At 41.8% G+C, this 20,147-nt stretch carries 16 protein-coding genes; 8 read left to right on the top strand and 8 right to left on the bottom strand.

Annotated features, from left to right (window positions below):
* Positions 1 to 142: 142 nt before the first annotated feature.
* The 4 genes from hemW to BLU33_RS04775 all read left to right on the top strand — a co-directional run bounded on the left by hemW (position 143) and on the right by BLU33_RS04775 (position 4,629).
* Positions 143 to 1,264 carry a radical SAM family heme chaperone HemW gene (gene hemW, locus BLU33_RS04790; protein ID WP_091369873.1) on the top strand — a complete coding sequence of 374 codons (1,122 nt, stop codon included), beginning with the start codon at positions 143 to 145 and terminating at the stop codon, positions 1,262 to 1,264.
* A 159-nt stretch (positions 1,265 to 1,423) separates the two neighbouring features.
* The gene (locus tag BLU33_RS04785) at positions 1,424 to 1,972 is read left to right on the top strand and encodes a fasciclin domain-containing protein (protein ID WP_091369871.1); all 549 of its coding nucleotides are present in this window, start codon (positions 1,424 to 1,426) and stop codon (positions 1,970 to 1,972) included.
* A gap of 307 nt (positions 1,973 to 2,279) precedes the next feature.
* Complete coding sequence (locus tag BLU33_RS04780) at positions 2,280 to 3,164, top strand: cupin-like domain-containing protein (protein WP_091369869.1); 885 nt, start codon at positions 2,280 to 2,282, stop codon at positions 3,162 to 3,164.
* Between the two features lie 583 nt (positions 3,165 to 3,747).
* Complete coding sequence (locus BLU33_RS04775; protein ID WP_091369867.1) at positions 3,748 to 4,629, top strand: cupin-like domain-containing protein; 882 nt, start codon at positions 3,748 to 3,750, stop codon at positions 4,627 to 4,629.
* Between the two features lie 13 nt (positions 4,630 to 4,642).
* Here the strand turns inward: BLU33_RS04775 and BLU33_RS04770 are convergent, their stop codons facing one another.
* From BLU33_RS04770 to BLU33_RS25560, 5 genes are all read right to left on the bottom strand, one after another.
* The gene (locus BLU33_RS04770; RefSeq protein WP_091369864.1) at positions 4,643 to 5,752 is read right to left on the bottom strand and encodes an AhpC/TSA family protein; all 1,110 of its coding nucleotides are present in this window, start codon (positions 5,750 to 5,752) and stop codon (positions 4,643 to 4,645) included.
* A 60-nt stretch (positions 5,753 to 5,812) separates the two neighbouring features.
* Positions 5,813 to 7,150 (bottom strand): argininosuccinate lyase, encoded by a 1,338-nt coding sequence (gene argH, locus BLU33_RS04765; protein ID WP_091369861.1) that lies wholly within the window; start codon positions 7,148 to 7,150, stop codon positions 5,813 to 5,815.
* A 147-nt stretch (positions 7,151 to 7,297) separates the two neighbouring features.
* Positions 7,298 to 7,804 (bottom strand): hypothetical protein, encoded by a 507-nt coding sequence (locus BLU33_RS04760; RefSeq protein ID WP_157682047.1) that lies wholly within the window; start codon positions 7,802 to 7,804, stop codon positions 7,298 to 7,300.
* 223 nt (positions 7,805 to 8,027) lie between these two features.
* Complete coding sequence (locus BLU33_RS04755; RefSeq protein ID WP_091369856.1) at positions 8,028 to 9,092, bottom strand: M20 family metallo-hydrolase; 1,065 nt, start codon at positions 9,090 to 9,092, stop codon at positions 8,028 to 8,030.
* Between the two features lie 60 nt (positions 9,093 to 9,152).
* Entirely contained in the window at positions 9,153 to 9,275 is a 123-nt protein-coding gene (locus tag BLU33_RS25560; RefSeq protein WP_262493826.1) for a hypothetical protein, read from the bottom strand.
* A 99-nt stretch (positions 9,276 to 9,374) separates the two neighbouring features.
* Between BLU33_RS25560 and BLU33_RS04750 the strand changes: the two genes are divergently transcribed.
* Positions 9,375 to 10,607, top strand: a complete 1,233-nt coding sequence (locus tag BLU33_RS04750; RefSeq protein WP_091369853.1) for a glycosyl hydrolase family 8 — start codon at positions 9,375 to 9,377, stop codon at positions 10,605 to 10,607.
* Between the two features lie 700 nt (positions 10,608 to 11,307).
* Here BLU33_RS04750 and BLU33_RS04745 read toward each other — a convergent pair.
* The gene (locus BLU33_RS04745; RefSeq protein ID WP_091369851.1) at positions 11,308 to 12,612 is read right to left on the bottom strand and encodes a flavin monoamine oxidase family protein; all 1,305 of its coding nucleotides are present in this window, start codon (positions 12,610 to 12,612) and stop codon (positions 11,308 to 11,310) included.
* A gap of 133 nt (positions 12,613 to 12,745) precedes the next feature.
* Here BLU33_RS04745 and BLU33_RS04740 point away from each other — a divergent pair, with 133 nt between their 5' ends.
* Complete coding sequence (locus BLU33_RS04740) at positions 12,746 to 14,620, top strand: M1 family metallopeptidase (RefSeq protein ID WP_232009395.1); 1,875 nt, start codon at positions 12,746 to 12,748, stop codon at positions 14,618 to 14,620.
* A 204-nt stretch (positions 14,621 to 14,824) separates the two neighbouring features.
* Here the strand turns inward: BLU33_RS04740 and BLU33_RS04735 are convergent, their stop codons facing one another.
* Positions 14,825 to 15,472: an ankyrin repeat domain-containing protein gene (locus BLU33_RS04735; RefSeq protein WP_091369849.1), complete on the bottom strand. Its 648-nt coding sequence runs from the start codon at positions 15,470 to 15,472 to the stop codon at positions 14,825 to 14,827.
* A 189-nt stretch (positions 15,473 to 15,661) separates the two neighbouring features.
* On the opposite strand from BLU33_RS04735, the gene BLU33_RS04730 reads away from it, so the two are divergent.
* Positions 15,662 to 18,256, top strand: a complete 2,595-nt coding sequence (locus BLU33_RS04730) for an FtsK/SpoIIIE family DNA translocase (RefSeq protein ID WP_091369847.1) — start codon at positions 15,662 to 15,664, stop codon at positions 18,254 to 18,256.
* A 222-nt stretch (positions 18,257 to 18,478) separates the two neighbouring features.
* Complete coding sequence (locus BLU33_RS04725; protein ID WP_091369844.1) at positions 18,479 to 19,150, top strand: LolA family protein; 672 nt, start codon at positions 18,479 to 18,481, stop codon at positions 19,148 to 19,150.
* Between the two features lie 10 nt (positions 19,151 to 19,160).
* Here the strand turns inward: BLU33_RS04725 and BLU33_RS04720 are convergent, their stop codons facing one another.
* The gene (locus BLU33_RS04720; RefSeq protein ID WP_091369842.1) at positions 19,161 to 19,622 is read right to left on the bottom strand and encodes a hypothetical protein; all 462 of its coding nucleotides are present in this window, start codon (positions 19,620 to 19,622) and stop codon (positions 19,161 to 19,163) included.
* Between the last annotated feature and the right edge of the window lie 525 nt (positions 19,623 to 20,147).

Genomic DNA, 20,147 nt, shown 5'->3' with positions numbered 1-20,147 from the left:
TTCAGTTAAAAAAGAGTAATTAAGGTGACTATACCGAATATAATTATTAGTTTATTTTAGTTAAGATTTTTTTGAAAAAACATTAATAGCTGCAACGACGTATGAAGCCTATTTATTAACTGCTTATCAATACCTTTGCCAAATGGCAGGCATCTACATACATATTCCTTTTTGCAAGCAGGCTTGCCATTATTGCGATTTCCATTTCAACACATCTTTTAAATATAAGGACGAGCTTTTGCAGGCCTTAATAAAGGAAATACACCTGCAAAAGAATTACTTAAGCGGCGAAACTATTGAAACTATTTACTTTGGCGGCGGCACCCCCTCCCTGTTAAATGAAAGCGAAATAGGCCTTATTATCAATACTATTACCGGCATACATACTGTAGCAGCTGATGCCGAGATCACCCTTGAGGCTAACCCAGACGATCTGGATAAGCTAAAATTACAATCGCTGAGGCATACACCTGTAAACAGGTTCAGTATTGGCTTGCAATCATTTTTTGATGATGATTTGCAATGGATGAACCGCGTACACCGCAGCGCCGAGGCCGAAGCATCGGTAAAAAGGGCGCAGGATATCGGTTTTGAAAATCTGACCGTCGACCTGATCTATGGCTATCCCCTGCTTACCGATCAAAAATGGAAATTTAATTTAGATAAGGTTTTTGAACTGGGCGTGCCCCATATATCAGCCTATTCTATGACGGTTGAACCCCAAACCGCCCTGGCATTATTCATCCGCAAGAAAAAACAACCCGCCATGAATGATGAGCAAAGCGCGGCGCAGTTTACGTACATGACAGACATTATGCAACTGCAAGGCTTTGAACATTACGAGATCTCGAACTTTTGCAAGCCAGGCTTTTATTCCCGGCATAACTCTAATTACTGGAAAGGTGTAAAATATCTGGGTATAGGCCCATCGGCACACTCCTATAATGGCGAGACGCGGCAGTGGAACATAGCCAATAATACAAAATATATTGAAGCCATTATTACAGATAAACTACCCGCAGAAACAGAAGTACTAACCGAAGCTGACCGCTTGAACGAGTACATCATGACCTCCTTACGTACCATCTGGGGGCTCGATCTGGATAAGCTGAACAATATAGCCGCTGCATCGGGTAATCAGCTATTAATTGCTGCTGATGAGTATTTTAATAAGGAATGGCTAACAAAAAATAATAATATTATTTCCCTCACCCCAAAAGGAAAGCTATATGCCGATCATATAGCATCCGAGCTGTTTTTCTGATCCTGATAGATTACTTACAGGCGCGCATGTACGAATATTATTTGCGTTTGGTTTAAAGTTTCTTAGCGCTTTTGGCTATTGGAATTATCCGACAATAATAAAACCGCCCTCGTGTAAGCGCCGTATCTTCTATCAAATAACCTATAAAGAAAAACTACAATGAAAAAATTAATTATCGCAGCGTTTGCAGTAGTAGCTATTGCAATTGCACCTAACACGTATGCACAAACTAAAATGGTAGGGGGTGCCGCTATGTATCCAACAAAAAACATAGTTGAGAACGCTGTAAACTCAAAAGACCACACCACACTGGTAGCCGCTGTTAAAGCTGCAGGTTTGGTTGAAACCTTAGAAGGCCCGGGCCCATTCACTGTATTTGCACCAACAAATGAGGCATTTAACAAATTGCCTGCAGGTACTGTTGACAACCTGGTTAAACCAGAAAACAAAGCTACTTTAACCAAAATTTTAACTTACCACGTAGTTGCAGGCCGCTTAAGCGCTGCCGACCTGTGGGCCAAAGTTAAAGCAGGTAATGGCACAGCAACTTTAACAACTGTTGAAGGTGGCACCTTAAAAGTTATGGCAAAAGACAAAAAATTATACTTAGTTGATGAAAAAGGCGGCATGTCATGGATCACTATTTCGGATGTTTTCCAAAGCAATGGTGTAATTCATGTAACAAATACCGTTTTAATGCCCCAATAAATGGCTTAACGCTTAACAGCGTAACATACTGTCACTACAAACCTAAAAAATACTACAATCTACCTAAAGATAAAACCCGGCTGCATTAAGCACCGGGTTTTTTAGTTTACAGTGGGCAGTTTGCAGTATTTAACAAGTTGGCAGATCAAAAAGCTTGCTGACTGCCTATTACAAACTGCCCACTGCTAACTGAGAACTGCTAACTGAAAAAGCTTTGTCAGAAAAATATCAAAAACAATTTTCGCTTTTTCAGCATTTTCTCTTTTTGTTAAATTTGTAGGTTTAATACGTTAACTAATTGTAAAACATGGGCATCATTCTAACCCCTATAGATAGTGTTGATAATATTAGCAGGGAAGATTTCGTAAATAATTATTTAAACCCGCGTAAACCGCTTATTATCCGAAAAGCAACTGAAAGCTGGCCCGCCCTTAAAAAATGGACCTTTGATTATTTAAAGGAAACCGTTGGTGATAAAATAGTGCCGCTTTATGACAGCTCAAAAGCTGATCCTTCGAAGCCCATCAATGCTGCCGCTTTGGAAATGAAATTTGGCGATTATATCGACCTGATACAAACACAGCCTACCGACCTGCGTATATTTTTGTTCGACCCGATAAAACATGCGCCTGGTTTGCTGGATGACTACCGCTCCCCTACCGATCTGATGGGTGGTTTTTTGGATAAATACCCAAACATGTTCTTCGGTGGTAAGGGCTCAGTTACCTTTTTACATTATGATATTGACCTTGCCCATATCTTCCATACCCATTTTAATGGCCGCAAACAGGTGATCTTATTCGATCAGAAATGGAGTGAACGCCTGTATTGCATCCCATTTGCTACTTATGCGTTGGAGGATTACGATATTGAGCAGCCTGATTTTAAAAAATTCCCCGCGCTGGATGGCGTTGAAGGACAGGAAGCCATATTAGGGCACGGTGATACCCTGTTTATGCCGACCGGCTACTGGCATTGGATGAAGTATTTGGATGGTTCATTCTCCATATCGCTGCGTGCATGGGATAAATCGTGGGGTATTAAGGCTAAAAGCCTGTACAATTTGACCATACAGCGCAAGTTTGATGATATCATGAAAAAGAACTTCAAAAAGCGTTATATGGACTGGAAGGAAGACTTAGCTATTGAAAGGGCTAATAAAGCATTAGCTGAAGGAGCTCCTAACCGCTGATTTCTTATTGATTTTGGGATTGCGTTGATTGATCATTTTGGCTAAAGCCAACGGCAATGAATTCTAATTTCGCCATACCCTCTTTGCGCGCAGCGGAGAGAGGGTGGTCGGTCCGCTAGATAGCGGAAACGACCGGGTGAGTTAAATATGCATCCGAACAATTTGAACGCGCTCCGTTGACTCACCCCGACTACGCTACGCGTGTCGACCCTCTCTGCCGCAAGCGGCAAAGAGGGTGAAATCTATTTTCTTTTTATCTGTTGGCTTCAGCCAACGGTAATTAATTATTATCAATATGATATTAACAAGATGGAAAAATTCATTGTCGTTCCATTTATGGGGGCGGATAATTTGGGTTGCAATAAGTGACTTTGGCCAAAATTATGATTGGAGAACAAACTACTCACTATTTACCACCCTCCACTCCCAAATCAGCATCATCCACAAATCAAAAAAATCAGCGGTTTAACACTACTTTAACATTCTTAACAATTTATTTCCGTTACTTTGCTAAACTTCGGTGTTTTCGGTACCTAAGGAAACCCCTTAAGTTAATACAGACGTCCGATAAATTTAACATAGCATGAGTTTTATACTTCGTCCGATTGACACTGTTGAATCAATTAGCCCTGCCGATTTTAAAAAGAACTATTTAGATAAGCGCCGTCCGCTGATCATCAAAGGCTTAACCAAAAGCTGGCCCGCCCGCGAAAAATGGACCGCTGAATATTTAAAGGAAGCGGTTGGCAAAAAAGTGGTGCCATTGTACGATAACTCAAAGGCTGATCCTTCAAAGCCTATCAATTCATCAGCTGCCGAAATGCCTTTTGATGAATATATCGACCTGATAAAATCTCAACCTACCGAACTACGTATATTTTTCTTCAATATATTTAAACAAGCACCTCAATTACTGGATGATATTGTACTGCCTAAAGACCTGATGGGCGGCTTTATAGAAAGCATGCCGGCCATGTTCTTCGGCGGATCGAACTCTGTTACATTCCTGCATTATGATATCGACCTGCCACATATTTTCCATACCCATTTCGGCGGCCGCAAGCATGTGATCTTATTCGAGAACAAATGGAAACGCCGTTTATACTGTATCCCTAACGCCACCTACGCGCTGGAGGATTATGATGTATCAAACCCGGATACCAAACTTTTCCCGGCACTGGAAGGTGTGGAAGGCACAGAGTGCTTTTTAGAGCATGGCGATACCCTATTTATGCCAACCGGCTACTGGCACTGGATGAAATACCTGGATGGTTCATTCTCGCTAAGCCTGCGCGCCTGGGATTCATCGCCTATACGCAAGGCAGCAAGCCTGTACAACCTGGCTGTAAAAGGCGGATTAGATAGTCTGCTGAAAATGACCTTTAAAGCCAAATACGCCAAACGCCGCGAGAAATTAGCGATAAAATGGGCTGACAAGGCTTTAGCGAATGGGAAACCGTTGTAAGGATCTTAATTAATCACTTTAAAGCGGCAGCAATAGTTTTTTCAATTACTGCCTCATTTGTTAATGAATAGCCTCCTATATGGCTTATCATCCTTCTGTTATTATCTATAAAATAGATCTGCGGAATGCTATTTAAGTTATACTGAGCTGTTAAACGTTCCAAATCAGTATTTTCAATTACTAATTGTTGCCAGGCCATATTTTGGTTTGCCACAGTTTGTTTCCATTTTTTTTTGTCCTTATCAATGGAAACACTTACCATTCTGAAGTTTGGATCTTTAAATTCAGCAGCTATCTTTTTTAAAGATGGGATCTCTTCTTTACAGGGGCCGCACCAGCTTGCCCAGAAAACAATCATATTTAATTTTTTGGCAGTATCGATAAGCCCAATTTGTTTTTTATTAGTATCTGTTAAAAATGCATTTGGTTTTAACGCATTCTCATCAGGGCGAGTATTTAGAAATTCATTGATTTTCCGGCCATTATAGGCCTTTTTCACTTCATCATCAAATTCGTCATAAATACTTTTCAGTTCATTATTACTTAAATAAAACTTCAGATTACCTAACGCAAACATTGCATAATAAGCATTAGGGTTATCTTTTATAAGTTTTATCAGCTTACTTATTTGTAATCGTTTTTTGGTGGGATCTTTGCTTATGTAGATAAAAGGCAAATCGTTGTTTCTAAAGTAGAAATCATTTTGTTCGCCACCAGTTAATGTAATACCGTTGCTTTTTGTAAGATCACCGGTTAAATTTATCACACCGGGTTCTATGTATAAGCTGGCATATAGGTCCAACTTTTTACTGGTTGATGTTATCGGGTTAATAATACCCAACATCCCTTTGTAAGCGGGCTTGGTACGGTAAGCGATGTAACCTGCATATGGCTGGAAGGTAGTATCAGGATGGAAGTTAAATTCAAATTTATTATCTATAACTCTCGCTGAGTCTACAGGCTTTGGATTAATTCTAAAACATTCATACAAATAAACCCACTTAGCATTAAGACCTTTTATATTGCCTTTTATAGTGATGGTATTATCTTTTTGCTTACATGAAATAAGTAAGATAAGAACAAGTAAATAATAGGAATACTTAATGTACCTGAAATGGCTCATAACTTGGATTAGGTTTGGCTATCACAAGTTAATACTAATTTCAAAACAAACAATACATTATTATGCTTTAACAAGCTCCTTAACAGCGTTTTCAACCTTAGCAAAATCAAAGCTGCTAAGCAATTTATTAAATCCGGCCTCAATATGTTCATTGCCTAGGTTGCCTATGCTGCCTTCGTGGGTGTGGTTTACTTTTTTATCAGGATTAAACTCGCCGTTTTCAATAGCTAAGCCTACCTGCTTGTAAGCATCCCTGAATGGCGTTCCGCTTAACGTAAGACGGTTTACTTCTTCAACACTAAACAGGTATGCATATTTAGGATCGTTCAATATGCCTGTGTTTACCGTTACATGTTGCAGCATAAACGTGGCCATGTGCAGGCAGCTTTTCAGATCGGTAAAGGCAGGGAACAATAACTCTTTCAGCAGTTGCAGCTCACGGTGATAACCTGATGGCAGGTTGGTGGTCATCATGGTAACATCATTTGGCAGGGCCTGTATGCGGTTACATTTGCCACGCATAATTTCCCAAACATCAGGGTTCTTTTTATGCGGCATAATGCTGCTGCCGGTAGTCAGCGTATCCGGGTAGCTTACAAAAGCAAAATTCTGACTCAAATACAAAGCCTGATCCATAGCCATTTTAGCCACTGTGGCAGCAATGGATGATAAAGCCTGAGCAATGATCCTTTCGGTTTTACCCCTGCCCATCTGGGCGTAAACAACGTTATAATTAAGGCTATCGAAGCCTAGTAGTTTTGTGGTTAAAGTACGGTTCAACGGGAATGATGAGCCATAACCCGCCGCCGAACCCAATGGGTTTTTGTTAGTGATCTTATAAGCTGCTAAAACCAGTTCCAGGTCATCGGCCAAACTTTCGGCATAAGCACCGAACCATAAGCCGAATGATGATGGCATGGCTATCTGCAAGTGTGTATAGCCGGGTAGTAACACATCCTTATGCTTTTCGCTAAGCGCAATCAACTGGCGGAATAAGGCTTCCGTTTCTTCAACAACCTGTTGTAATTCATACCTAAAAAAGAGCTTCAGGTCAACCAGCACCTGGTCGTTACGTGAGCGGCCGCTGTGGATCTTTTTACCGGCATCGCCAATGCGCTGGGTAAGCAGCATTTCTACCTGTGAGTGCACATCCTCTACACCCGGTTCAATGGTAAAATTACCCTGTTCAATATCATGATAAATAGCCTTTAACTCGCGCTGAACGTGTTGCAGATCATCATTATTCATTAAGCCAATGCTATGCAGCATTTGGGTATGGGCCAGTGAGCCCAATACATCAAAAGTAGCCATTTGCTGGTCAAATTCCGTGTCGCGGCCAACGGTAAAGTTTTCCACCAGTTCATTAACGGTAATAGATTTTTGCCAGATCTTACTCATGGTGCAAATATGCTATAAATATTTTATTGATACTTAAATTAAGGTGCAATTGAGGTTTACAGAATTATAGTATTATCATGCGCTTTCTTCTTCGCGCGTCATTGCGAGGAACGAAGCAATGGCGCGTGGAGATAACTAAAAAAGAACTTACCTCCCATCCTGCGCACTAACAACCGCAGTAAGGTCACTATCCAACCTAAATTGGGCATTGTGCAACACTATAAAACCAGCAGCATTTTTAGCATGATAGCTATGCGCTATGCTCCATCCTTTTATCGGCCCCTTAAATAATAATTCATTTGATCGGATGGTTTTTGATAAAGTGCCGGTATCAGCCTCATACTGCATCTGCCTTTTTAAGGCTTCCATATAAGCCATTTTTGAGGTGGTGATCAGATTCATGAGCGTATCCCTTATCTTATCAACCTTTTGCTTCGCGGCTATATTTGCCGATCTTATACTATCATACTGTTTGGTTTCGGCATATCTTTTAAAAACGGTATCAATATCACCAAAGCTTACAGCATCATAGCTGGCAGGGTCGTTTAGATGGGTAGCAAGATAACTTTTAACAAGTTTTTCTGCTTTATGCTGTTTGGATGCACATGAAATTATAAGCATGCATGAGGCAATCAGCAGTATGTTCTTTATCATTTTCATCGGTGTTAATGAACTTAACAATACGTTTATGTAAGGTACTTTTTTTTTTAGTTAATAACGGCGGTATGAATAAGGTATTTTAATGTAATAGGAATGGTACAGGAGGGAGGCGTCAATGACGTGGAGGAGAATAGGTGTAAAACAAAAACTTGCGAAGTTTTAAAAACTTCGCAAGTTTGAATATCGTATAAGCGTCATTGCACGGAGAAAATCTATATTAAACCAGCTGCTCCAACATCTTTACATACAGCTCAATACCTTCCCTTATCTCATCAACATAAACAAACTCATCGGCAGTATGTGAGCGGGCTGAATCACCGGGACCAACTTTAATAGATTGTATATCCAGCAGCGACTGATCTGATGTGGTTGGCGAACCATAAGTTGTACGGCCCAATGTGATACCAGCTTGTACGATAGGATGATTTTTATCAATAGATGATGGCTTTAAGCGAATTGACCTTGGTTTAACATCGCAGCTTACATGCTGGCGGATGATCTCCAGTACTTCTTCGTTACGGTAAGCATCCGTTACCCGCACATCAACCGTAAAAACACAGCTGGCAGGCACTACATTATGCTGCGAACCTGCATTTATAATGGTAACCGACATCTTTATCGGACCAAAAACTTCTGACTCCTTAGGAAATTTATAAGTACGGAACCATTCAATATCAGGCAAAGCCTTGTAAATGGCATTCTCCCCTTCTTCGCGGGCGGCGTGGCCTGCTTTACCATGACTGGTACAATCCAGTACCATTAATCCGCGTTCGGCAATCGCTAACTGCATTAGGGTTGGTTCTCCAACTATACCGAAATCCAATTGTCCTAATTCGGGGATGATCAGTTCCAGGCCGTTAACGCCCGAAATTTCTTCCTCGGCAGTAGTAGCTAAACAGAAATTATACTTGAGATTTTGCTGCTCATGAAAATACAGGAACACCGATATCAGCGATACCAGGCAACCGCCTGCATCATTACTACCCAAGCCATAAAGTTTGCCATCCTCAATTTTAGCATCGTATGGGTCGCGGGTATAGCCAGAGTTGGGCTTTACTGTATCATGGTGCGAATTAAGCAGTATAGTAGCTTTCGCGGGATCGAAATGTTTGTTCCACGCCCAAATGTTGTTCAGTTTGCGGTGTGTTTCAACGCCGTGCTTTTGTAGAAAAAGTTCGATCACATCAGCTGTGCGATCTTCTTCTTTACTGAATGATGGAATGGAGATGAGTTGCTGCAGGAGTTCAACTGCCTGCTGAAATAGTGCTTTTATATCGGTCATAAAATATGTGCCCAAAAATAATGTTTTTATACCAAGTAGAAACGCAAAAATATTGCCTCTCTACATTTGGGTGATAATAATTAGTTTTACCGGCGAATGATCTATCTCAATCTCAAATAAAAAGTTCATTTTTAACGCTCCTTTTGTATGATGATATTGCTTATAGCCGCTAAGCCAGGTCATTATTCGTTGTTGCTTTTTAAAATCACAATACTAAGTTTTGGTTACTTTTGGATCAAGCCAAACAGCAATAATTTTGTTTGAACCACAAATTTCTACTACATGAAACAAAAATTATATATGTCAATAATTATCCTGGTTTCATGTACTACCATACTTTTCGCGCAGCAACCCACACAGCCATTCCCCCAACATGTGCAATACTTTAAGGGCACTATAAAACCCAGCAATATCTCACAACAGACAATGGATAAATCCGTTAGTGTGTTTTATAGCCAGTGGAAACAACGCTTTGTAAAAACCATACTCGGTAAAGCCCAAAGTTATATCTGGTTTGAGGGTGTAGGCAAAAAGCAATGTGTATCCGAAGGTCAGGGTTATGGCATGGTGATCGTCGCGCTGATGGCGGGTTTTGATCCATCGGCAAAAAATACTTTTGATAACCTTTACCGGTATTACAAAGCTCACCCCAGCAACCGCGGCACTCACTTAATGGCCTGGGCGCAATATACCAACGGTAAAAATGCGGACATGAGTTCTGCTACTGATGGCGATATGGATATTGCCTATGCGCTGCTACTGGCAAATACACAATGGGGCAGTAATGGCACTATTGATTATTTAAAGGAAGCCAAAGCAATGATAGCCGATATAATGGAATATGAGATCAACCATAAAATATGGTCGGTTTTATTAAGCAACGCAATTGAGTATGATAGTAAGGATTGCTTTGATACCCGCTCATCTGATTTTATGCCGGCAAATTTTAAGGCTTTCAGACAAGCAACAGGCGATGACCGCTGGGATAAGGTGACCAACAATACCTACAAATTATTTGAGCTGATGCAGGATAAATACAGTCCGGATGCAGGATTGGTGCCTGATTTCATCGTCCATATAAATAAAACCCCTAAGCCCGCACCGCCGCATTACCTGGAGTCGGCTTATGATGGCTATTATAATTACAATGCATGTCGTGTCCCCTGGCGTATAGGGGTTGATTATTTGATAAGTGGTGATATGCGCTCAAAAGCATTCGTACAAAAAATAAATGCATGGATACGTGAAACAACCGGTAATAATACCTATAACCTTTCTGCCGGGTACACGTTAGCGGGGAATGATATAAAAGGCCGTTATTTTGAGGCACTGAGCTTTATAACCCCATTCGGGGTATCGGCCATGGTTGATCAAAAAAACCAGCAATGGTTAAACAAAGTATGGGATTATACCATGCAGTTTAAACTAAAGGATTTTGATTATTATGATAACAGCATTAAGATGCTGAATTTGATCATTATATCGGGAAATTATTGGAAACCGGAGGTGAAATAATAAACGCCTGCCATTACCGTAAAGGAACGAAGACAACCGACCGGAGGGAGCTCATTAATACCATTGAAAAACAAACACAATATTAATAATCTCTAGACTATACAGAGCGAATTGCAAGTGTGAATATCGCGTGAAGCCGCTCATAGGCGCGGAGCCTTAGTTACTTTTTTCGTATTTGTTTGCTTTTTCAAGGCACTCAAGAGGGCTTCGCCGTTTGGCTTGATCCAAAAGTAACCAAAAGATCAAGACAAAAAGATCCTTCCGCCCACAAGCAAAACACCCAGGCCCGCGCTTTTTGTCGGGCCTTTACCCGCTTTTAATCGCGGTTCATTTAAAGTTTTCTCATTCTAATAAGTTATGTAGCTCCCGTCAGTAGAACAGCTTCGGGTGAAATCAGGCAAAACGATGGTGGCCTTGAGCGTGGCAGAGCATAGCAGATTTTTACAGCAGAGTAAGGGCCAAAGTGCGTAGCGACAGCAGGGTAAAAATATAGCAGCCCAGGTTTTGCCTGATTTGCAGGGCAATGGCCTTGTGCGGCAAAGAAGCATTTCTACTAACTTGATTTTTTGGGTTACTTTTTGTATCAAGACAAAAAGTGACGTCTTAGCGACAAGCGATACCATATGATAAGCAAACTGCGTAGTTATAAGATTACCACGCTATCTCTTGTAATGACATCTAATATTATAGCAATGGATTTTTACCCTAATATCTTCTCCGCTACCACCACCCCGCTCGTCAGTGCGGCCTCTACCGTTCCCATAGCAGCACCATCATACAAATGCTCACCTGCAAAAAACAGGGTATTATCAATGGGGGTATTTAAAACCCTGCGTGCTTCAGGTGCGGCAACAGTATCGTAACTGTATGATCCCCGGGTGAAGGGTTCATCCCCCCAGTTGACGATATTCCATGCTATTAAATTTACTTTAAGCTCATCAATGCTCAGCCTAAATATATTACTGAGCGATTGCAGGGCTTGCTGCAAAAGATCATCAAGGGTATAGTCTTTTTTATCGATAGCTGCAGGGCCACCCAGCCAGCCGGTTAGCATAGGCGAGCGTTGCGGATGCTGTGTCCACCAGGTTGGGATCTCCTCATCTGACAGTAGGAAGATCATTGGCTTTAAACTTTTACCTGCCAGCTTTTTGGTGGCACTATTCTCCCAAAATGGCTTATCAAACTCCAGCAAAAACTTTATAACGGCACCAAAACCCATAGTTTGTATGGCCTTAGTTTGTTCAGGTATAGGTGGATGGAAAGTTATTGCCCCCATTTCTTGCTCGTTTGCCTGCAATACCCCTAATGGCAAGGCAATAATCAGTTGACCGGCTTCATAGCTAATCCCATCATCAGTAATAACCTTTACCTGTTTTTCCTTCCAATGGATTTCCTTGACTACTGTACTCAAAAAGATATTATTACCTGCTTCACGGCACTGTTTAGCTAAATAGTTTATCATGGAACAATATCCCTCATCTACCCGGTGCTGCGCGTCTTCATCCTCATTCTGCCATTCCTTGCGCAGGGCAAAAGCGCTGGCTTTACGCGGATCGGCATTGTCATAGCCCGAAACATAATTCCAAACCCCATCCCTTAAAGACTGATAGTTATCCCCGGGAAATTCAGCCAGCAAAAAGTCATAGATATTGGTATCTTCCTTTAGTTCATTAAGCCGCTCAATCAGCAGGTCCCAATCCTCAATAAGCTGCTCGCTCTCCGTGAATTTACCCTTGGCATAACGCACCATTTCGCCATTTGCCGCATGGTATTTTATACCGGCTTCTTTCAGCAGGTTTAACGTAACCGGCAGATCGCCATGTACAAACTCAGCACCAAGTTCTGCGTGCTGAAAAAATGATTCATGATTAATAGTATGGATGCGCCCGCCGGTGCGGTTGCGCGCCTCAAGTACGGTGACTTTTTTACCTTTTTGCGTCAGTTTATAAGCTACCATCAATCCGGCAGCGCCTGCGCCTATTACCAGCACGTCGGGTTTCTCCATATGCTAAATAACATTATTTTGTTTTAAAAGGTTGGCAAATATTAAAAAACATATCCAAATAACTGAAGCAGGTGATTATTATGCTTTTAATGTTGATACGGTATATTATATTTACCGTTTTAATTGACTCGCTTTGATACTACATTTTAAAAGACTGCTACCCGCAGCTGCGCTGTTAGTAGCTTTAAACACATCAGCCCAAACTAAACTATATGTTCCTGTAAACCTACAGGCCACTTATACCAAAGGCACCAGAACAGTTACCGGCGAACCCGGCAAAAACTACTGGCAAAACAGGGCCGACTATAACATAAAGGTTGATTTTAATCCTCAAACACGTCTATTAAACGGCACGGTGGATATTGATTATATCAATAATAGTCCGGATACTTTAAAACAGATCTACTTTAAGCTTTATCCTAACCTGTATAAAAAAGGAGTTAGCCGTGTATCTGAAGTAAAAGCGGAAGACCAATCTGACGGTGTACAAATCAAAAACCTGAGCATTAACCAGCAAAATCAGGATCCCAATCAATGGCGGATCGACGGCACTAATATGATGGTGAAGATCCCGGCATTGCTGCCATCTCAACACATCAAATTCAGCATTAATTATTCTTACATACTTAATAAAGGCTCGCACATACGTACCGGTCAGGTTGATTCGGGCGCGTTTTTTATCGCTTACTTCTTCCCACGTGTGGCTGTTTATGATGATATTGATGGCTGGAACAAATATCCATATCGCGGATCGGAAGAGTTTTATAATGACTTTTGTCACTTTAATGCCGAGATAACTGTACCTGGTGATTACGAAGTTTGGGCCACCGGCAGCCTTAAAAATGCAGCAGAGGTTTATAACCCTAAAATTATTGAGCGCTTATCCGCCGCAGGCAAAAGTGATAACGTAACCGATATGATCACCGAAGCAGATCAAAAAGCTGGCGATATCACCACAAAAGGCACCAGCCATACCTGGAAATTTGAAGCCGACACCGTTACCGATCTTGTATTTGCAACCAGCAACCATTATATATGGAAAGCGAGCAGTTTAGTGGTTGACCCAACAACACATAGACGCACCCGAGTGGACGCGGTATTTAACCCCGACCATAAAGATTATCTGCCCGTGGTTAACCATGCCCGCAAAACCGTGGAAGCCATGAGCTACACCTTCCCGAAATGGCCGTACCCTTACCCGCATGAAACCGTTTTCGATGGCCTCGACCAGATGGAGTACCCGATGATGGTAAATGATAACCCGCTTGAAAAAGAAGTGGATGAGATAGAACTGACCGACCATGAGATCTTCCATACCATGTTCCCTTTTTATATGGGCACTAATGAAACCAAATACGGCTGGATGGACGAAGGCTGGGCAACCATTGGCGAATGGACCATCAGCCCTATAATAGATAACAAGATATTTGACGACTACGGTATTGAGGCTGTTGAAAAAAGCGCAGGTATTGAGGAAGACGCACCAATTATGACGCTTACTCCCGGCTTAACCGGTATAGCCGGTTTTACTGATAGCTACCCGAAACCGGGCATGGGTTACCTGTTTGTAAAAGATATGCTGGGCGATGAGCTATTTACCAAGGCACTGCATTATTATATTGCACAATGGCACGGCAAACACCCCATGCCTTACGACTTTTTCAATTGCATGAACACCGGCGCAGGCATCAACATGAACTGGTTCTGGAAAGCCTGGTTCTTTGACAATGGCGTACCGGATCAGGGTATAACCAGCGTTACCAGTAAGCAAAATAACTATACGGTAACCATCACCAACATAGGTACCAAACCGGTGCCTGTCGACTTAACCATTTATCACAAAGATGGCAGCACCAAAGTAATACACCAAAGTGTAGCGGTTTGGAAAAATGGTAACAAAACCTACCTGGTAAAATTCAACGATGCAAAACCTGTCGCCAAATTTGTATTAGGTGCGGGTTATGATCCGGATGTGAACAAGAAGGATAATGTTTGGGTAGTGAAATAATCAAGTATTATTTCACTACCCATTGTTTGTGTCCTCACAAACAATCCGTTAATGTTTTACTGGTCGCTGTTTGTGAGGACACAAACAGCGGGTAAAATATATTAAATTATCATTCTGGGCGGTAGCGAAGAATCTGCCCGCGTTCTATCGTCCGCTTATATAATAGATGCTTCGTTCCTCAGCATGACAATAGCAAAAAGGGACCTATTCCAATATCTCCGCAATCTCCTTAAAACCTTTTTCCCTCGCCAAATCGGCGGGCAGTTTACCGCCTTCCATCCGAACGTTTACATCGGCACCATTTTCAAGCAAAAGTATAAGCAGATTAAGGTTACCATTTTGTGCGGCCGAGTGCAATGGGGTTGATCCGGCTTGCTGGCGCACATTTACGTTTGCCCCGTTCTCTATCAAAAGTTTAGCAATATCTGTATAATTACCCGCAGCGGCGGAGTGTATCGGGAAAACGTTAAATCCGTTATTTGATGGCTGGTTTACATTTGCACCTTTTAATACCAGGTAGCGCGCAATTTCATGCTGACCAAAATAACAGGCTAATCCCAGCGGGGTAAAGCCATCATCAGCAAAAAAATCAATCGCATCGGGATAAGTAAAAACCAAATGGGCAACCACATCAAATTTACCTGCCGCGGCGGCCTCAAATAAGGTGATATCATCTACGTATTTTAACAGCAGGCTGGTAACTTCAGGCTTTTTATAATAGCATGACAGCATAAGCGGCGAAACCTGGTGACTGGTAGTGCCTTTCGCCAGTTTGGGGTTCTGTGTAAGCAACACATTCAAGCCGATAACATCCCCGGTGGTTATGTATTCTTCAAGTTTTTCCAGGCTCATTATTTACTTTTAAGTAATTAATAATTAATACGATACAACTTAAAACGGACTAATTATACAATATTTTCGTCCGTCATTTTCATGCCTGATTTACATAAAGCTTCCAAATTAGTAAAAAATTAAAAATTTCACGCCAAATAAGTTTAATCTATTAACTTTATATTTGTACCTTAATACTGTTGATCAAGTATGCCGGTAAAAGGAAATCAGTTTAAATCAAATACTTTAAAAGAAGACAATCAATCCCGCCAAAGCAATAAGAGCGAGAAGGAAAAGCCTCCAATGTCTGCAAAATTGAAGGGGCTCTCCTCTTTTGATTGGAATGATGGCCGCGTGATTAAGATCGTGGGTTTGTTTTTCCTCATCATGTCTATCTTTTTCCTGGTGGCATTTACCTCCTACCTGTTCACCTGGCAGCAGGATCAAAGCTATGTTTCGCTTGCAAATGGCGGCTGGCATAACCTGTTCAAAACCACGCAGGAGCTTACCGATAACGGCATCAAAAACCCCGTTGTTGAAAATTGGCTGGGTAAATTTGGCGCGCTGTTATCAAACCAGTTCATATTTGAGTGGTTTGGCGTAGCCTCCTTCATATTCGTGTTTATATTTTTTGTGATCGGTTACCGCCTGCTGTTTAAAGTAAGGCTGTTCTCCATTAGCAAATCACTGGCTTATGCTTTTTTCAGCATCATATTTTGTTCGGTAGCCATAGGTTTTGTACATGCTTTTGTTATAGATTACCCGCATTATTTTGAGGGTGAATTTGGTTTCTGGACCAATCGTCTGCTTGATGCGCAGATAGGGCAGACCGGTACCTTAGGCTTACTCATATTTGCAGGTTTATCCGCACTTATCATAGCCTATAATATTGATTTTAAACTGCCGCAGCGCAAGGAAAAACTGGCAAGAGCCGTTGAAGTAACCGAAGTAGCCCCCATACCGGTTGAACTTGATGAGGATGAAGAAATATCACCCCCGCTTGAATGGCAGCCGCGCGGAGCCAATGTGCCTAATACACCCAATCCGGCAAATACAGCAAAAGCAGAATTATTAAAGCAGGAACCGTTGAAACAGGAAACCGTTTTGCAGGCCCCTGTTTTTCATGAACCAATAGTATTAACGCCCGAAGTAAACACTTTTAGGCACGAGCCTGAGGTGGAAAATGAGATACCGCTAACCCTTGAGGTTGAGCGCCCTACTCCAATTTTGAGCATTGAACAAACTGACGACGACAAGGCTAAGGAACTCGTAAATCAATTCGGTGCTTATGATCCAAAGCTTGACCTGGCATCCTATAAATACCCAACAATTGATCTGTTAGAGAATTACGGCTCCCATAAAATACAGGTAAATACTGAGGAACTGGAGGCCAACAAAAACAAGATCATTACCACGCTTAACCATTATAATATTGAAATTGATAAGATAAAAGCTACCATTGGCCCAACGGTTACACTGTATGAAATTATTCCTGCACCGGGTGTGCGTATTTCCAAGATCAAAAACCTGGAAGATGATATTGCTTTGAGCCTTTCTGCCCTGGGTATCCGTATCATAGCACCGATGCCGGGCAAGGGTACCATTGGTATCGAGGTGCCGAACCAGAACCCTGAGATGGTTTCCATGCGTTCTATCCTCGAAACTGAAAAATGGCAGACCAATACCATGGACCTGCCTATCGCTTTAGGTAAAACCATATCAAACGAAGTATTTATTGCCGATCTGGCCAAGATGCCCCACTTATTGGTTGCAGGTGCTACAGGGCAGGGTAAATCTGTTGGTATCAATGCCATATTAGTTTCGCTGCTGTATAAAAAACATCCGTCGGAATTGAAATTCGTTTTGGTCGACCCTAAAAAGGTGGAGCTTACGCTGTTCCGCAAAATAGAGCGCCACTTCCTGGCAAAATTGCCTGATGAGGCTGATGCCATTATCACCGATACCAAAAAAGTGGTAAATACGCTGAACTCGCTATGTATCGAAATGGACCAGCGTTATGATCTGCTTAAAGACGCACAGGTACGTAACCTAAAAGAATATAACCACAAATACGTCAACCGTAAAATAAGCGACCCGGAGAAACACCGTTACCTGCCATTCATCGTACTGGTAATTGATGAGTTTGCCGACTTGATGATGACGGCCGGTAAAGAAGTGGAAATGCCGATTGCCCGTATAGCGCAATTAGCCCGTGCGGTGGGTATACACTTGGTTATCGCTACGCAAAGGCCATCGGTTAACGTAATTACGGGTACTATTAAGGCCAACTTCCCGGCAAGGCTTGCTTTCAGGGTATTATCAAAGATAGATTCACGTACCATATTGGATGCCGGCGGTGCCGATCAGCTGATTGGACGTGGTGATATGCTGCTCTCAACCGGCAGCGACCTGATACGCCTGCAATGCGCATTTGTGGATACGCCTGAAGTTGAACGAATCTCTGACTATATAGGTAACCAGCGTGGCTATCCATCAGCCATGATGCTGCCTGAGTATGTAGGCGAAGGCGAGGCCAGCAGCAGTTCAAAAGAATATGATGCCGATAACCGCGACCCGATGTTTGAAGATGCCGCCCGACTTATTGTAATGCACCAGCAGGGCTCAACCTCACTTATTCAGCGTAAAATGAAACTGGGCTATAACCGCGCAGGCCGTATTATTGACCAGTTGGAAGCCGCAGGCATAGTTGGCCCGTTTGAAGGCAGCAAAGCACGTGAGGTTTTATATCCGGATGAGTATAGCTTAGAACGATATTTGGAAACTTTAGATAAACCGAAAGATTAATTCATATACTATCCCCTCCTGTCATTTCGAACGAGGTACGGGAGAAACTATCTCTTGAGCGATAGCGAAAAATCTTCTTCGATTTGCAAAGCGGATCTGCATAGTGCAGAAGATTTCTCTCTATCGTTCGAAATGACATTCGTTTTAATAAAAGCCTCAATTAAACCAATCAAACAACAGCAACTCTAAACTGTATATTAGCAAATCCATCTGCAACAAAAAATGAAAAAGACTATTATATACGCTTTACTATTCATCGGCATTAACTCACAGGCATTTGCGCAAAAAGATGTGCAAGCCAAGGCTATTTTAGATAAGGTAAGTCAAAAATACCATGCCTATAATATTGTAAAAAGCGATTTTACCTTCACTATTAACGACCAGCAAAACAACGTACAACAATCGCAGGATGGTACACTCATCGTTCAGGCTAAAACCAATAAATATAAGCTTACCTTATACGGCCAGGGTTCAAAAGCAGTTGAGCAGGAGATCATCAGCGATAGCAAAAGCCAGTGGACGTACCTTGCCAAAGACAAAGAAGTACAACTAAACAAAGTGGATAACAGTGATGAGGGCTTTAATCCCGCACAAATGTTCACCCTTTATGAAAAAGGTTACAAATACCTTTACAACGGCGACCAGATCGTCAACGGCAAATCCTACCAGGTAATAGATCTTACACCGGATGATAGCAAAAAATCATTTTTTAAAGTGAGGTTGATGATAGACAAGGTAAAGAAACAACTATATAGCGCGCTGATATTTGACAAAAATGGCAGCCACTATTCGTATACCATTAACAGCGTGATACCCAATATAACTGTACCCGAAACCACCTTCACTTATGATGCCAAAGCACATCCAGGAATTGAGGTGGTAGATCTAAGGTAAGCCGTCATATTTACTTTTGCAAGGTCAATGTTTCATAAAAAGCGCCGCCGGGTGTTATAACATTGTTAGTGAGTACAAGGCTATGATCTGTAAGTGTTCTAATATCAAAACTACTGCTCCCACTTTTTGATGTGGAACCATAGCTATAGATATAACTATATTGCAGGTTTATCTTTTGCTCATTTGTCAGGTTATCGGTTGTTATGGTATAATCGGCAGTATCAACCAAAAAGGTTCCTTCGCGGGCATATAATTTACCGTTTGATGTAAAATCGAAATGATCGGCGGCTGTACCAATATACTTTTTAATACTGGGCGGACCACTAGTACCAATACCTGTATTATAAGTTGAATCGGTTACAACAGTCCAGTTGCCAACAAGGGAGGTTGGGCCTGCATCATGATCTTTATGGCAAGAGAATAATGCCAACGCAATAATCAAGATAAGGGAAACAGGTATAAGATTTTTCATAATGTAAGTTTTAGTTTGGGGCTTTAATTACAGTACGTGAGTAAATGAGGGAATGATACAGAGGGGTGAAATCTTTAATTCCATTAAATTTTCTATACGCGTCATTGCGAGGAGGAACGACGAAGCAATCCCCGACTGTGCAGGGTGAACTTGCGGGCGTGAGTGTCGCATGAAGCCGCTCATTGCCGCGGAGGCTACTACTTTTGTCTTGATACAAAAGGTAGCAAAAAATCAAGTCAGTAAATTAGGCTTCTTTGCCGCACAAGGCCTCTGTGCTGCAAATCAGGCAAAACCTGGGCTGCTATATTTTTACGCTGCTGTCGCTACATACCTAGCCTTTACGCTTCTGTAAAAATCTGCTATGCCCTGCCGGTCTCAAGGCCACCAGCGTTTTGCCTGCTTTCACCCGAAGCTGTTCTACTGACAGAAGAAAGAAGGAACCTCACCACACTTTTCATAAGGAAAGAACTTTAATTGAACCGTAATTAAAAGCGGGTAAAGGCCCGACAAAAAGCGCGGGCCTGG

Origin of the sequence: Mucilaginibacter mallensis, assembly GCF_900105165.1 — a bacterium.
GTDB lineage: Bacteria > Bacteroidota > Bacteroidia > Sphingobacteriales > Sphingobacteriaceae > Mucilaginibacter > Mucilaginibacter mallensis.
The sequence above is the reverse complement of the archived record's forward strand: the minus strand, read 5'-3'. Positions and strand labels throughout refer to the sequence as shown.